12 protein-coding genes and 1 riboswitch are annotated in these 12,954 nt (G+C 65.2%); of the genes, 7 read left to right on the forward strand and 5 right to left on the reverse strand.

The window, feature by feature from the left end:
* The first annotated feature begins 8 nt into the window (after positions 1 to 8).
* The gene (locus tag AC1RWI_RS25810; RefSeq protein WP_492869640.1) at positions 9 to 905 is read left to right on the forward strand and encodes a LysR family transcriptional regulator; all 897 of its coding nucleotides are present in this window, start codon (positions 9 to 11) and stop codon (positions 903 to 905) included.
* Positions 906 to 924: 19 nt separating this feature from the next.
* Here the strand turns inward: AC1RWI_RS25810 and AC1RWI_RS25815 are convergent, their stop codons facing one another.
* A complete protein-coding gene (locus tag AC1RWI_RS25815; protein ID WP_492869642.1) occupies positions 925 to 1,809 on the reverse strand; it encodes an IclR family transcriptional regulator in 885 nt (294 codons plus the stop codon).
* A gap of 102 nt (positions 1,810 to 1,911) precedes the next feature.
* Here AC1RWI_RS25815 and AC1RWI_RS25820 point away from each other — a divergent pair, with 102 nt between their 5' ends.
* The 5 genes from AC1RWI_RS25820 (at position 1,912) to AC1RWI_RS25840 (ending at position 8,845) form a co-directional block, all read left to right on the forward strand.
* The gene (locus tag AC1RWI_RS25820; protein WP_492869644.1) at positions 1,912 to 2,907 is read left to right on the forward strand and encodes a tripartite tricarboxylate transporter substrate binding protein; all 996 of its coding nucleotides are present in this window, start codon (positions 1,912 to 1,914) and stop codon (positions 2,905 to 2,907) included.
* 22 nt (positions 2,908 to 2,929) lie between these two features.
* On the forward strand, positions 2,930 to 4,492 hold the full coding sequence (locus AC1RWI_RS25825; RefSeq protein ID WP_492869646.1) for a class I adenylate-forming enzyme family protein: 1,563 nt from the start codon (positions 2,930 to 2,932) through the stop codon (positions 4,490 to 4,492).
* Positions 4,489 to 5,286: a citryl-CoA lyase gene (locus tag AC1RWI_RS25830; RefSeq protein WP_043346008.1), complete on the forward strand. Its 798-nt coding sequence runs from the start codon at positions 4,489 to 4,491 to the stop codon at positions 5,284 to 5,286. The genes AC1RWI_RS25825 and AC1RWI_RS25830 overlap by 4 nt, the downstream gene beginning before the upstream one ends.
* 1 nt (position 5,287) lies before the next feature.
* On the forward strand, positions 5,288 to 6,142 hold the full coding sequence (locus AC1RWI_RS25835) for an SDR family NAD(P)-dependent oxidoreductase (RefSeq protein ID WP_492869648.1): 855 nt from the start codon (positions 5,288 to 5,290) through the stop codon (positions 6,140 to 6,142).
* Positions 6,143 to 6,469: 327 nt separating this feature from the next.
* Positions 6,470 to 8,845: a DNA polymerase II gene (locus AC1RWI_RS25840; protein ID WP_492869650.1), complete on the forward strand. Its 2,376-nt coding sequence runs from the start codon at positions 6,470 to 6,472 to the stop codon at positions 8,843 to 8,845.
* Between the two features lie 99 nt (positions 8,846 to 8,944).
* Here AC1RWI_RS25840 and AC1RWI_RS25845 read toward each other — a convergent pair whose 3' ends face one another.
* The 3 genes from AC1RWI_RS25845 to AC1RWI_RS25855 all read right to left on the reverse strand — a co-directional run bounded on the left by AC1RWI_RS25845 (position 8,945) and on the right by AC1RWI_RS25855 (position 10,161).
* Positions 8,945 to 9,577 (reverse strand): LysE family translocator, encoded by a 633-nt coding sequence (locus AC1RWI_RS25845; RefSeq protein ID WP_492869652.1) that lies wholly within the window; start codon positions 9,575 to 9,577, stop codon positions 8,945 to 8,947.
* A 20-nt stretch (positions 9,578 to 9,597) separates the two neighbouring features.
* Positions 9,598 to 9,681, reverse strand: a riboswitch (ZMP/ZTP riboswitch).
* Between the two features lie 37 nt (positions 9,682 to 9,718).
* On the reverse strand, positions 9,719 to 9,979 hold the full coding sequence (locus tag AC1RWI_RS25850; protein WP_492869654.1) for a nuclear transport factor 2 family protein: 261 nt from the start codon (positions 9,977 to 9,979) through the stop codon (positions 9,719 to 9,721).
* On the reverse strand, positions 9,979 to 10,161 hold the full coding sequence (locus tag AC1RWI_RS25855) for a hypothetical protein (RefSeq protein ID WP_492869656.1): 183 nt from the start codon (positions 10,159 to 10,161) through the stop codon (positions 9,979 to 9,981). Before AC1RWI_RS25855 ends, AC1RWI_RS25850 begins: the two co-directional genes overlap by 1 nt.
* 315 nt (positions 10,162 to 10,476) lie before the next feature.
* Here AC1RWI_RS25855 and AC1RWI_RS25860 point away from each other — a divergent pair, with 315 nt between their 5' ends.
* Entirely contained in the window at positions 10,477 to 11,040 is a 564-nt protein-coding gene (locus AC1RWI_RS25860; RefSeq protein ID WP_144409798.1) for a hemerythrin domain-containing protein, read from the forward strand.
* A 507-nt stretch (positions 11,041 to 11,547) separates the two neighbouring features.
* Here the strand turns inward: AC1RWI_RS25860 and AC1RWI_RS25865 are convergent.
* Positions 11,548 to 12,753: a porin gene (locus AC1RWI_RS25865; RefSeq protein WP_492869658.1), complete on the reverse strand. Its 1,206-nt coding sequence runs from the start codon at positions 12,751 to 12,753 to the stop codon at positions 11,548 to 11,550.
* Positions 12,754 to 12,954 lie beyond the last annotated feature (201 nt).

The following is a 12,954-nucleotide window of genomic DNA, read 5'->3' on the forward strand; positions in this document are numbered from 1 at the left end:
ACAACCCCGTGGACCGCGCACTGGAAATGACCGTATTCACCGCCGTGGTCGACGCCGGCAGCTTTGTCGGCGCGGTCGAGGGCCTGCGCATGTCCAAGGCCGCGGTCTCGCGCCATGTGGATGCGCTGGAACAGCGCCTGGGCGTGCGCCTGCTGCAGCGCACCACGCGCCGGCTGTCGCTGACCGAGGAGGGGCGCATTTTCTACCAGCGCGCGCGCGAAGTGCTGGCGGCGCTGGACGACGCCGAGTCCGAGATCACGTCCCGCACGCAGGAGCCTAGCGGGCTGATCCGCATCAACGTGCCGCTCACGTTTGGCATCCTGCACCTCGCGCCGCTCTGGAGCGCGTTCTTGGCGGCGTATCCACAGGTTGATCTCGACATCACCCTCAATGACCGCGTGGTGGACCTGGTCGACGAAGGCTACGACCTTGCCGTGCGCATTGGCGACATGCCAAGCTCCGCACTGATCAGCCGCAAACTGGTCGCAACCCGCATGGTGCTATGCGCGTCGCCTGGCTATCTCGCGCAGCACGGCGCGCCAACCCATCCGCATGAACTGGCCGAGCACCGCGTGCTGGCCTACACCAACTGGTCCGGGCGCGACGAATGGCAGTTCGATGGCCCGCACGGCAAGGTCAGCGTGAGCACCCGCGCCCGGGTGTACTCCAACAATGGCGACACGTGCCGCGCCATTGCGCTGGCGCATGGCGGCATCATGCTGCAGCCGAGCTTCATGCTCCAGGACGACTTGCGGCGCGGGGACCTGGTTGAACTGATGCCCGGGTTCCGTGCGACCGAGATCGGCGTCTACGCTGTGTATCCGACGCGCAAGCAGTTGCCGCTCAAGGTGCGCAGGCTGGTCGATTTCCTGGTGGAGGCGTTTCGGGATGTGTCTTGGGGGTAGGGGGGGCTACCCATCGCTTTCACAGTCCCTTGGGCAACAACGCCGCCAGCGATTCCCGCATGGCCCGCGCAATCAGTTGCTGCCGCTCGCGCGGCATGCGGGCCAGCGTGGAGGCCACGCTGATGCCCGCCACCGGTTCGCCGTCCGTGCTGTGCACCGCCATGCCCACGGCCAGCACACCGCTGGTGGCGTGATTGCCGATCACGGACCAGCCGCGCTCGCGCGTGGCGCGCACCAGGATGTTCATGCGCTCGGGCGTCATGCCGCCATAGTGGCCCAGCGCCGCGGCATTGGCGGTGATGCATTGCGCCACGTCGTCTTGCGGCAGCGCCGCCAGCAGGGCCAGCCCGGCGGCGCCGACGCCGAGCGGCTGGCGAGTACCGACCTGGATCACGAGGATCTGCACCGGATGCGTCCCTACATGGCGCGCGATGCAGTGCGAGATCGCGCCTTCGCGCACGACGGCGAAGGCGGCATCCCCACAGGCGGCGCTCACGCGCGCCAGCACTGGCTGTAGCCGCGCCGCCAGGCCGTCGGTGGCGTGCGGCTGCGCGAGCACCGCCAGCCGCGGCCCCGCCACGTAGCGAAAGCGCCCGCGCTGCGCCACATAGCCGCTTTCCATCAAGGTCGCCAGCAGCCGGTAGACGGTGGCGCGCTCCAGCGCCGCGATGCGGCACAGGTCGACCACGCGCAGGCCTTCGCGGCCGCTGGCCAGCACCGCATCCAGCAATTGCAGGCCGCGCCGCAGCGTGCGGCTGCCGCCGTCTTCGGCGGCCTCGGTGGTATCGGTGGTATCGGCGGCATCGGCGGCATCGGCGGCATCGGGAAGGGCGCTGAGGGTTGCCTTGCCTTTGGCAGAAACGTCCGGCAGGCGGACGTTTTGATTGGCGGAGCGGGCAGGCATGGGGAAGAATTTCTCGGTCGATGGAAGCCACCCGCAGTATGCCGCAGCGCGGCCAGAAGGGGGCTAGCGACGGCATCGCACTGCCAAAACAGGAGACAAACCATGACCTTCCACAATGCATCGCGCCGGCGCCTGCTGGCGTTCGCGGCGGCCCTTGGCCTGGCGGGCGGCCTCGCGCTGCCGCTTCATGCCCAGCCTGCCGCCTGGCCTACCAAGCCCATCAAGCTCGTGGTCGGCTACGCCGCCGGCGGCGCCACGGACGTGATCGCGCGCCTCATCGCGCTCAAGCTGGGCGAGCAGCTGGGCCAGCCGATGGTGGTGGACAACCGGGCGGGCGCCAACAGTAACGTGGGCGCCGAAGTGGTGGCCAAGTCCGCGCCCGATGGCTACACGCTCTACGTCTACACCATCGCCAACACCATCAACGCGTCGCTGTACGACAAGCTTGGCTACGACCCGCAAAAGGACTTCGAGCCCATCGGGCTGATCGCCAGGATTCCTAACATCCTGGTGGTGAACCCCAAGCTGCCGGTGAAGACCCTGGCCGACTACATCCGCTTTGCCAAGGCGTCGCCGGACGGCATCACCTTTGCCTCGTCGGGCAGCGGCTCGTCCATCCACCTGTCGGGCGAGATGTTCAAGATGCAGGCCCGGCTGAACATGCTGCACATCCCGTATCGGGGCAGCGCGCCGGCGGTGACCGACCTGCTGGGCGGGCAGGTCCAATCGATGTTCGACAACACGCCCTCGGCGCTGCCGCACGTGAAGGCGGGGCGGCTGCGCGCCATTGCCATCACCAGCGCCCAGCGCTCGCCGCTGCTGCCCGAGGTGCCGACCGTTGCCGAGTCGGGCTTTCCCGGCTTTGACGTGCAATCGTGGTTCAGCCTGGCCGCGCCCGCCGGCACGCCGCGGCCGGTGATCGAGCGCCTGAACTCGGCCCTCGACAAGGTGCTGGCCGCGCCCGAGGTGCGCCAGCGCTTGCAGGATCTGGCAGCCACCCCCGAGCCCGGCTCGCCAGAGCAATTGCGCCGCCTGATCGTGGCGGAAACCAAGCGCTGGCACGACGTGGTGAAACAGTCCGGCGCCAAGGCCGAATAAGAAACAAGGAGCGTTGCTTACCATGTACCCGATCGATTTCTTCTGGCGCGCCGCGGCGCGCTGGCCCGGCAACATTGCGATCGACGCCCCCGAAGGCGCGATCCGCTACGACGCGCTGGCTGCCCAGGTGGCCGCACTGGCCACGGCGCTCAATGCGCTCGACAACACCCTGCAGAGCCGCGTGGGCATTTGCGCGAAGAATAGCGCCGAGCACATCGTCGCGCTCTTGGCGGTGCTGGCCTGCGGCAAGGTCTGGGTGCCGCTGAACCCCAAGAGCACCCGGCCGGAGATCCGCCGCATCATCGACGCCACCGAGCCCTCCATCCTGGTGCTCGATACGGCCTGCGCCGGCCTGCTGGAGGGCGCGGCCGGCGCGCGCATCCATTGCGGCTCGCCGCCGCCCGGGCAGAGCTCGGTGGCCGCGTTGATCGCGCAGCATGCCGGCGCATCGCGCCCGGCCTTTGCGCTGCCGCAGGATGCCACGCAGGCGATCAAGTTCACCGGCGGCACCACCGGTGCGCCCAAGGGCGTGATGCAGCCGTACCGCGCCTGGATGACCAACGTCTCCAACCAGATCCAGGCCTGGGGCTTTGATGAGCACGAGCGCTACATCGTGGCCGCGCCGATCACGCATGGCACGTCGACCTACCTGTTGCCCATCCTGGCGCAGGGCGGCTGCCACGTGGTGCTGGCCGAGGCTGGCGCCGAGGCGGTGCGCACGGCGTTTCGCGAGCGCGGCGGCACCGTGTGCTTCATGCCGCCAACGCTGGTCTACATGCTGATGGCGCTGCCCGGCGCCGCGCGCGCGGACTTCCCCTGCCTGCGCCGCCTGATCTACGGCGGCGCGCCGATGCCGCCGGAGAAGATCCGCGAGGTGCGTGCGTTCTTCGGCCCCGTGCTGGGCACCACCTACGGGCAGACCGAGGCGCCGCAGAGCCTGACCGTGATGCGCCCCGAGGATTTCGAGGACGAGCGCAACTGGGCCGCCGTGGGCCTGCCCACCTGGTTCAGCGACGTGGCCATCATGGCCCCGGACGGCCGCCTGCTGCCCCCGGGCGAGGTCGGCGAGGTGGTGGCGCGCGGCGACCTGGTGATGAGCGGCTACTGGCGCCTGCCGGAGAAAACCGCCGAGACGCTGGTGGACGGCTGGCTGCACACGGGCGACCGCGGCCTGATCGATGAGCGCGGCTACCTGTACCTCAAGGACCGGCTCAAGGACATGGTCATCACCGGCGGCTTCAACGTCTATCCGGTGGATGTGGAGAACGCGCTGGGCCAGCACCCGGCGGTGCACGAATGCACGGTGTTCGGCGTGCCCGACGAAAAATGGGGCGAGGCGGTGCAGGCCGCCGTGCAACTGCGCCCCGGCCAGCATGCCACCGAAGGCGAGCTGATTGCCTTTGTGCGCGAGCGCCTGGGCCCCGTGCAAACGCCCAAGCGCGTCCACTTCCATGTGAGCCTACCGCGCTCCGCCGTGGGCAAGGTGCTCAAGACCGCCGTGCGCGAACGCGCCATCGCCCCCGAAGCCCCTTCGGTCCCATCGGCCCCGCCCCCTGCCAACGAACCCACTGCGAACCCATCATGACTTCCTCCGCTTCCTCCAAGCCCGTCACACGCCTTTGCACCCATACCCTTACCAGCCTGCATTACCGCGACGCGGACCTGGTCGAGGACCTGATGGGCAAAAAGACCTTCACCGAGGTCATGCTCATGCAGATCCTGGGCCGCGCGCCGCGCCCGGTGGACCTGCGCATCACCGACGTGGTGCTGATCGTGCTGATGGAGCACGGCCTCACGCCCAGCGCCATCGCCACGCGGCTGATCTACATGAGCGCGCCCGAAAACCTGCAGGGCGCCGTATCCGCCGGCCTGCTGGCCGTGGGCAGCTCCTTCGTGGGCACCATGGAGAACTGCGCGCAGCTGCTCGATCGCATCGGAGCGGCCGCCGACCCCGATGCCGAGGCCATGGAGATCGCGCGCCACTACAAGTCCATCAAGAGCCATGTGCCCGGCTTTGGCCACCACCTGCACAAGCCGGTGGACCCGCGCGCCTACAAGCTGCTGGACATGGGCCGCGCCGAGCCCGACCTGGCCGGCGACAAGATCCGTGCGCTGGAGCGCCTGTCCAGCGCGGTGGATGCCGTGGCCGGCCGGCCCATTACCATCAACGCCACCGGCGCCGTGGCCGCCTTGCTCGGTGAGCTGGGCGTGCCCACGGCCGTGATGCGCGGCTTTGCCGTGATTTCGCGCGCGGCCGGGCTGGTGGCGCATATCGTGGAGGAGCAGCAAAGCCCCTCGGGCCGCTTTATCTGGGACACCATCGAGCACGCGATTCCTTACGTGGGCGAAGGCGGGCACCAGCCGGGGGAGGGCGCGTGACATGACGAACCGATCGAACCCAGGCGACAGCGCGCCGGCGGCACGCCCGCCGGCGTTGCCGCTCGATCTTCCGGGCCGCACGGTTTTTGTCGCCGGCGCGGGCTCGGCGGGGCCGGGCTGGAGCATCGGCCGCGCGGCCAGCGTGACCTACGCGCGCCTGGGCGCGCAGGTCTGCGTGGTGGACCGTGACGCGGCCTCGGCCGAGGAAACCACGGCGCTGATCCGGGCCGAAGGCGGCATCGCCGAGACCTTCACGGGCGATGTGTCCGTGGAGGCCGAAGTGGTGAGGCTCTTTGCCGCGGCGCGCGAGCGCTTCGGCATGGTGGACGTGCTGCATCACAACGTGGGCATTGGCAAGACCGGTGGCCCGATGGACACCACCGCGGACGACCTGGACCGCATCCATGCCGTCAACGTGCGCAGCCTGCTGCTGGCCAGCCAGCAGGTGCTGCCCGACATGGTGGCGCGCGGGCGCGGCGCCATCATCGCCATCTCGTCGGTGGCCGGCATGCGCTACGTGGGCTACCCGCACCTGGCCTACAGCGTGACCAAGGCCGCCGTGACGCAGTTCACGCGCATGCTGGCGCAACAATATGCGCCACATGGCGTGCGCGCCAACACCGTGGTGCCGGGGCTGATCGACACGCCGCGCATCGCCACCACGGTGGCGAAGATGTTCTCCGGCACCAGCCTGGACGAGGCGCGGCGTGCGCGCGCCGCGCAAGTGCCGATGTGCCGCATGGGCAGCGCATGGGACGTGGCCCACGCCTGCGCCTTCCTCGCCTCCGATGCGGCGGCCTATGTCACCGGCACGGAGCTCGTGGTGGATGGCGGCATCACCGGGAAATTCGTGTGACACGCAATCCGTCGTCGCCCCACGTGCAGTAGTTGCTTAAAAAAAGATGGCCGGCTAATCATTACTCGCGCAACGCCATTGCGCGAGGGACAAAAGAGCCACTCAGTCTTGCCGATGTCTTCCTCCCGAAGCCGACGCTCGATCGGTTGCCACGACAAGCGAAGATCAGGCATCCGTGCAGGCGGTGGCCGTGTTCAAGCTCCATCAGGAGCGCGCAGGGCATGGCGCGCCATCCGGCCTGACCGGCGCCTGACCTGCGCCTGAAGGGGGCCGGCCGGCCAAGGACCAGTAAAATGGCCGGCCAGGGTGGGTTTTCAAAGGCGGCAGGTGGCACAACGACAACAGGGTTTTCTTCTGACTCGGCACTGGCGGGATACGGCCGCCGGGACGGAAGTCGAGTTCTGGCTGGCGACCGACAGCGGCCCCCGGCATATCCGCCTGGCGCATCAGCCCTCAGTGGCATTTATCCCGGCGGAGCAGCGCGAGACCGCCGAGGCGGTCTTGCGCGGTGAGCGCAATGTGGCGTTGCGTGAACTCCCGCTCGCGGATTTTCATCGCCGCCCGGTGCTGGGTCTGTACTGCCAGCACTACCGTCAGCTCATCAAGCTGGAAAAGCTGCTGAAGGAAGCCGGCGTCAGCGTCTACGAGGCCGACATCCGCCCCCCGGAGCGCTACCTGATGGAGCGCTTCATCACCGCGCCCGTCTGGTTTGCCGGCGAGGCCAACGCGGCCCACGGCGGGGGCACCCTGCTCAACAGCCAGATGAAGCCGGGGCCAGCTTATCGGCCAACGCTGAAGCTGGTGTCGCTGGACATCGAGACCACCGCCCACGGCGACCTGTACTCGATCGCGCTGGAAGGCTGCGGCCAGCGCCAGGTGTATATGCTCGGCCCGCCCAACGGCGACGACAGCGCGCTCGATTTTGACCTGGAGTACTGCGCCAGCCACCCGCTGATGCTGCAAAAGCTGAACCAATGGCTAGCCCAGCATGATCCCGATGCCATCATCGGCTGGAACGTGGTGCAGTTCGACCTGCGCGTGCTGCAAAAGCATGCGGATCGCTATCAGGTCCCGCTGCTGTTTGGCCGGGCAGGCAATGTGCTGGAGTGGCGCGAGCACGGCTTCAAGGAGAACCATTTCTTTGCCTGCGCCGCCGGCCGCCTGATCATCGATGGTATCGAAGCGCTGCGCTCCGCCACCTGGAACTTCCCATCCTTCAGCCTGGAGAACGTGGCGCAGACGCTGCTAGGCGAGGGCAAGTCCATCGACAACCCGTATCAGCGCATGGCGGAGATCGACCGCCGCTTTGCCCAGGACAAGCCCGCGCTGGCTCGATACAACCTCAAGGACTGCGAGCTGGTGACCCGGATCTTTGCCAAGACCGAGTTGCTGACCTTCTTGCTGGAACGTGCCGCCGTCACCGGCTTGCCCGCGGACCGCAGCGGCGGCAGCGTGGCGGCCTTCACGCACCTGTACATGCCGCTGATGCATCGCCAGGGCTATGTCGCCCCGAACCTGGGCGAGGTGCCGGAGGGTGCCAGCCCCGGCGGCTTTGTCATGGATTCGCAGCCCGGGCTGTACGATTCGGTGCTGGTGCTGGACTACAAGAGCCTGTACCCGTCCATCATCCGCACCTTCCTGATCGATCCACTCGGGCTGGTGGAAGGGCTGCAGGATCCGTCCGACGAAAGCTCGGTGCCCGGATTTCGCGGCGCGCGCTTCTCGCGCACCCGGCATTGCCTGCCAGCCATCGTCAAGCAGATCTGGCAAGGCCGGGAAGCGGCCAAGCGCGAAGGCAACAAGCCCTTGTCGCAAGCGCTGAAGATCATCATGAATGCGTTTTACGGGGTGCTAGGGTCCAGCGTCTGCCGCTTTTTCGACCCACGCCTGGCGTCGTCGATCACCATGCGCGGCCACGAGATCATGCACCGCACGCGCGAGCTGATCGAGGCGCAGGGCTACCAGGTGATCTATGGCGATACCGATTCGACCTTCGTCTGGCTGATGCAGCCGCATGCCGAGGAAGGCGCCGACAGGATTGGCCGCATGCTTGTCCAGCAAGTGAACCAGTGGTGGCAGCAGCATCTGCAACAACAGTACGGCCTGGAGAGTGCGCTGGAGCTGCAGTACGAGACCCACTACCGCCGCTTCCTGATGCCCACCGTGCGCGGCGCCGAGCAGGGCAGCAAGAAGCGGTACGCGGGGCTGGTCGCCAAGGCGGACGGCAGCGAGGAGGTGGTCTACAAGGGGCTGGAAACGGTACGCACGGACTGGACGCCGCTAGCCCAGCAGTTCCAGCAAGCGCTCTATCAGCGCGTGTTCAAGAAGCAACCGTACCGGGAATACGTGCGGGACTATGTCCGCCGCACCATGAGCGGCGAGTTCGACGCGCAACTGGTCTACCGCAAGCGCTTGCGCCGCACGCTCGAAGACTATCAGCGCAACGTGCCGCCGCATGTGCGCGCGGCACGCATCGCGGACGAGTTCAACCGCAAGGAAGGCCGTCCGCTGCAATACCAGAACGGCGGCTGGATCAGCTATGTGATGACGGTGGCCGGCCCCGAGCCGCTGGAAACCCGGCGCTCGCCCATCGACTACGACCACTATCTCACGCGCCAGCTGCAGCCGGTGGCCGACGCCATCCTGCCCTTCCTGGGCGATGCGTTCGAGACGCTGGTGACGGGGCAGAAGGCGTTGTTTTGACGGGGGGGCCGGGCGTCGGGGTTGCGCAGCCCGGCAGTGTCGTCGCCAAGCCCTGGGTGCCAGCGCTTTCACCTTCGCCGGCGTATTGGCAAGGTGCCGCTATTTCTTGGATTCGTATGCCATCCGCACCGCCAGACCTGTCAGAACGCTTCCCATCAGCCAGCGCTGCACCGATAGCCACTGCGGGCGTCCCGACAGGAAGGTGGATATCGATCCCGCCGTCACGATGATCAGTGCATTCACAGCGAGGCTGATCGAAATCTGAACGCTGCCGAGCGCCAGCGACTGGGTAAGAATACTGCCATGTCCTTCCGCAATAAATTGGGGAAGCAGAGACAGATACATGACGGCGATTTTTGGATTCACCAGGTTAGTGATAAACCCCATGCCAAAGAGCTTTCCTGGGGTATCGATCGGCAGGTCGCGCACCGCAAACGCGGACCGTCCGCCCGGTTTGACCGCTTGCCAGGCAAGATACAGAAGGTACAAAGCGCCGCCGATGCGAAGCGTGTCGTATGCGTAAGGTACCGCAAATACGAAAGCCGTAATTCCGAATGCCGCACAGAGCATGTAGAACACAAAGCCCAGCGCAACGCCGCCCAATGAAATGAGGCCCGCGCGTCTACCTTGGCAAATTGAGCGGGAAATCAGATAAATCATGTTCGGCCCCGGCGTTAGAACCATTCCTAACGCCACAAGAGCGAACATGAGCAACTGTGCAAAATCAGGCATAACCCATCTCCAAGGATAGTAGGTAATGCCCAGGCGCGCGGCGGCCAGCAACCTCATGCTCCCCGATAGTGGCCTATCTGTATGCGCCAGTCACATGAGTGCAGAAAGCATAGCACAGGAGAAAATACGCTAGAGGCTGTTTCAAAATGAAGCGAAGCGGTTCTGGCTAAGCGCGTTCCAGGCGGCAAGTGAGTCCATGTAGTCTCGCCAGTGAACAATGCGCCGAGCGGCGACACTGACGATCGAGCAGAACCGGTTGTCGTAGCGGACGCCCGTCGACACGATCGTTCCATGCACCTCGTACTCGATGACGATGACATGACCATCCGCGGCCAGGCGCCTGATCAGGTGGTCTGCTGCATGGACGACGATGTGCTTGCCGTAGCCGTGGAAACGCTCCATCAGGTCACCTTGCCCTCGATGATTCTCGGCCAGCCCGGAAAATCGTAGAGGACTTCGTAGACTATGTCGTCGGCGGCGCAATCGAAGAAAGGTTCGCCGTCGACGAGATCCCCCATGGCAGTTCGCACCAGGTCGAAACAGGGCTTGACCGGCATGAAGGCCGAATACGCCGAGATACTCATTTCTGTTCTCCTTGCCTCAGTTCAGTCCGGTCGTGTGGGCATCCGGGAACCAGTCATGGATCGGGAAGAGCCGTCCGCCGCCGTGCCGGCCTACGACGGCTCACCGGCCGATCCAGCCCTTCGATACAGCGCAGCCGGTGTCGCGCAAGGGTCGCGCCCGGTCGGGCTGCCGTAGCCGTACAGGGCTTTAGCTTCGATCCATTGATCTAGGTCATGGCAATCTCTGGATGGAGGAATACTGTACTAGGCAAGGCTCTTCGATTCGATATGGTGTCGAAGGCGATGTGAGCATAACCCGTTTCCATGGAGCGCGCCGTGACCACCCCACTTGCGCTATGGCACGAAGATCATATTCATTTCGCTCGACTGCTGGACATTTTGGAAGAGCAGGTAATTCTCTTCGGTCGGGGAGAGCGGCCAAATTACAATTTGATGAGCATCATCATCTATTACATGCGAAGTTTCGGCGATCGCGTTCACCATCCCCGTGAGGATGTTGCATACGCACGGCTCATTGAGCGGGATCCCGGCATGCAGATCGTGATTAGTCGGATCCAGCAGGAACATCGTGTGATTGCCATGGTGGGCGAAACGCTATCGGACCGCCTCAATGAGGCTGAAGGAGATCTGATCAGTTCGCGCACGGCTCTGGAGGCCGCCGGAGCGATGTACCTTGTGTACTATCGAAATCATCTTTCGACAGAGGAGCAACGCGTCATGCCGCGCGCGGCTCAGCTACTAACGCGCGAGGATTGGGCAGCCGTTGACGCTGCCGTTCCGGCGAGCGACGATCCGCTCTTCGGGGAAAACGTCCAAGAGCGTTTCGCGATGCTACGCAAGCAAATCGAAAGTGAGTTGAGCGTGTCCGGCCAGGGCTAGTTTCGGCATCTCCCCACCGACCAGATCCATTGCCAGCCTGGCGCAGCGGAACACGTCAGCGCTCCGCTCGGCTGCCGGCCCCATTTCCTGCATTGGTGGTTGTCCGTACAGGCCGATGAACCGCCGTCGGCCGACGGCTCGTCCCGGCCCATTGCGAAGGGTCGCCCTGTGCGACGCGTGTCTCCATGGCGGTTTGATAGAAGGACCTTCCGTCGGGCAAGCCTGGGATGCGCACCCGGCCAGGCGCGCGCCGCAGACAGTACAAGTGGATCGGCCAAGGCCGCGCAACGACGCCAGGATCTTTTTGAAATGGCCGCTCAGGCTCGGAGGTGCTGTGGTTGTGCGCTCGCTGTTGAACCCGGTGCCGCGGCATCAGCACTGGGCCAAAAAAAGTGCCACCGAGGTGGCACAAAGAGCATGAGAGAGGCGGGATGCTCGCGGGCGCATCTGCAGGACTGCCCGCACTGCCATGCAAGCATGACCTTGTTACATACCAGCGGACTTTCCTTAGAACTTGTGGCGAATACCTACGGCGACGCCGAGCATGTTGCTTTGGCCGCTGGCAAGCGTGTAGCTATTGCCAAGGGAGAGGCTGTTGGCGTAGCCGATCATCGCGGAATCCAGTCCCAGGCCCGCGTTCTTTGCGTACGCCGTGGTCAGGTAGACATCAGTTCGCTTGGAGAGCGTGTAGTCGGCGATGAACGCAACTTGCCACGGGTTCGGGGTTGACGTGCTGGCGAAGAAGCGCTTGACGTGGTCGTAGTCGTATTCGAGCGTCAGGCCAAGCGCCGGCGTCACCTGGTAGTTGGCGCCGATCCAGTAGAAGTCGTCGCGCTCGATCAGGCTGCCATTCTGGTCCTTGTTCTGACCCCAGCGGTAGCCGCCCATGATCTTTGCCGGGCCGAACGCATAGCTTCCTGCGATGGTAGCCTTCTTGAAGCTGCCACTGCCTAGGGCAGCAGCGGTCAAGGGGTTGGAAATGGTCGGGTTGAACTGGTCGTAAGCAACCGCCACGCCGACAGGGCCGGCAATATAGGACAGCGCCGCGCCATAAGCGGTGTCGCGGCGGAACTGGCCCGGCACTTCGCCATTGCCACCGAGGAGCGGGCCGTTGGCCACCGTCGTCGGCAACGCCAGGCCGGTACCGAAGGACCAGTGCGCCAGTGCGGACACCGGACCGAACTGGCCGGAGTACTTGATGGTGTTGTCCTCGCGGAAGTTGGCGCCGGTCAGCATCACGATCGGTTCATATTGTGTGGCAAAGGATGCCGGCACGAAGTTCGCAAGGCCTTCGAATATCGACGTGTACTGACGGCCGAAAGTCACCTGGCCAAACCGCGTACTCTGCACGCCTACGTATGCCTGGCGACCGAACAGGCGACTGCTTTGCTGCGACGTGCCGGTATCCAGGTTGAAGCCGCTTTCCAGAACGAAAACGGATTTCATGCCATTGCCGAGATCCTCGGTACCGCGCAAGCCCCAACGCGAACCGGACAGGCCGCCGGAGTCCATGCGGTAGACGCTGTTGGACGGGCCCGCATTGAACTTGTTGGCTGCGCTGGGAACGGTGCCGACATGATTAGCGAACTCTACGTTCATATCCGCCACGCCATACAGCGTCACGCCGCTTTGCGCATGTGCGCTGCCGGCGCAGATCGCGCCCACAGCGATGAGTGCAAGATTCAGCTTGCTCAGATTGCCAGATAACTTCACTATCTTTTCTCCTCTTGTCTATTTTTACGTCTGTGGCAGACGCCGTCATCATGCAAAGAATCGGGCACTGCGCACCCCCCAATGGCAGGGGGGCGGGATACTCCGGATAGCGCGAGATTTTCGGTACATGGCGGGAAGTGGACGCCGCGGATTCAGTTGCAGGCCAGGGCCTGTCGACGGGCGAGAAATGAAAGCCGGAGG

The sequence above is a fragment of the Cupriavidus sp. MPR-AND1C genome (assembly GCF_058809705.1).

Bases quoted from the DNA above. Each gene is read 5' to 3' on its own strand.
- AC1RWI_RS25830 (WP_043346008.1), top strand. From the start codon at position 4,489: ATGACTTCCTCCGCTTCCTCCAAGCCCGTCACACGCCTTTGCACCCAT.
- AC1RWI_RS25835 (WP_492869648.1), top strand. From the start codon at position 5,288: ATGACGAACCGATCGAACCCAGGCGACAGCGCGCCGGCGGCACGCCCG.
- AC1RWI_RS25825 (WP_492869646.1), top strand. From the start codon at position 2,930: ATGTACCCGATCGATTTCTTCTGGCGCGCCGCGGCGCGCTGGCCCGGC.
- AC1RWI_RS25855 (WP_492869656.1), bottom strand. From the start codon at position 10,161: ATGAGTATCTCGGCGTATTCGGCCTTCATGCCGGTCAAGCCCTGTTTC.
- AC1RWI_RS25820 (WP_492869644.1), top strand. From the start codon at position 1,912: ATGACCTTCCACAATGCATCGCGCCGGCGCCTGCTGGCGTTCGCGGCG.
- AC1RWI_RS25850 (WP_492869654.1), bottom strand. From the start codon at position 9,979: ATGGAGCGTTTCCACGGCTACGGCAAGCACATCGTCGTCCATGCAGCA.
- AC1RWI_RS25815 (WP_492869642.1), bottom strand. From the start codon at position 1,809: ATGCCTGCCCGCTCCGCCAATCAAAACGTCCGCCTGCCGGACGTTTCT.
- AC1RWI_RS25845 (WP_492869652.1), bottom strand. From the start codon at position 9,577: ATGCCTGATTTTGCACAGTTGCTCATGTTCGCTCTTGTGGCGTTAGGA.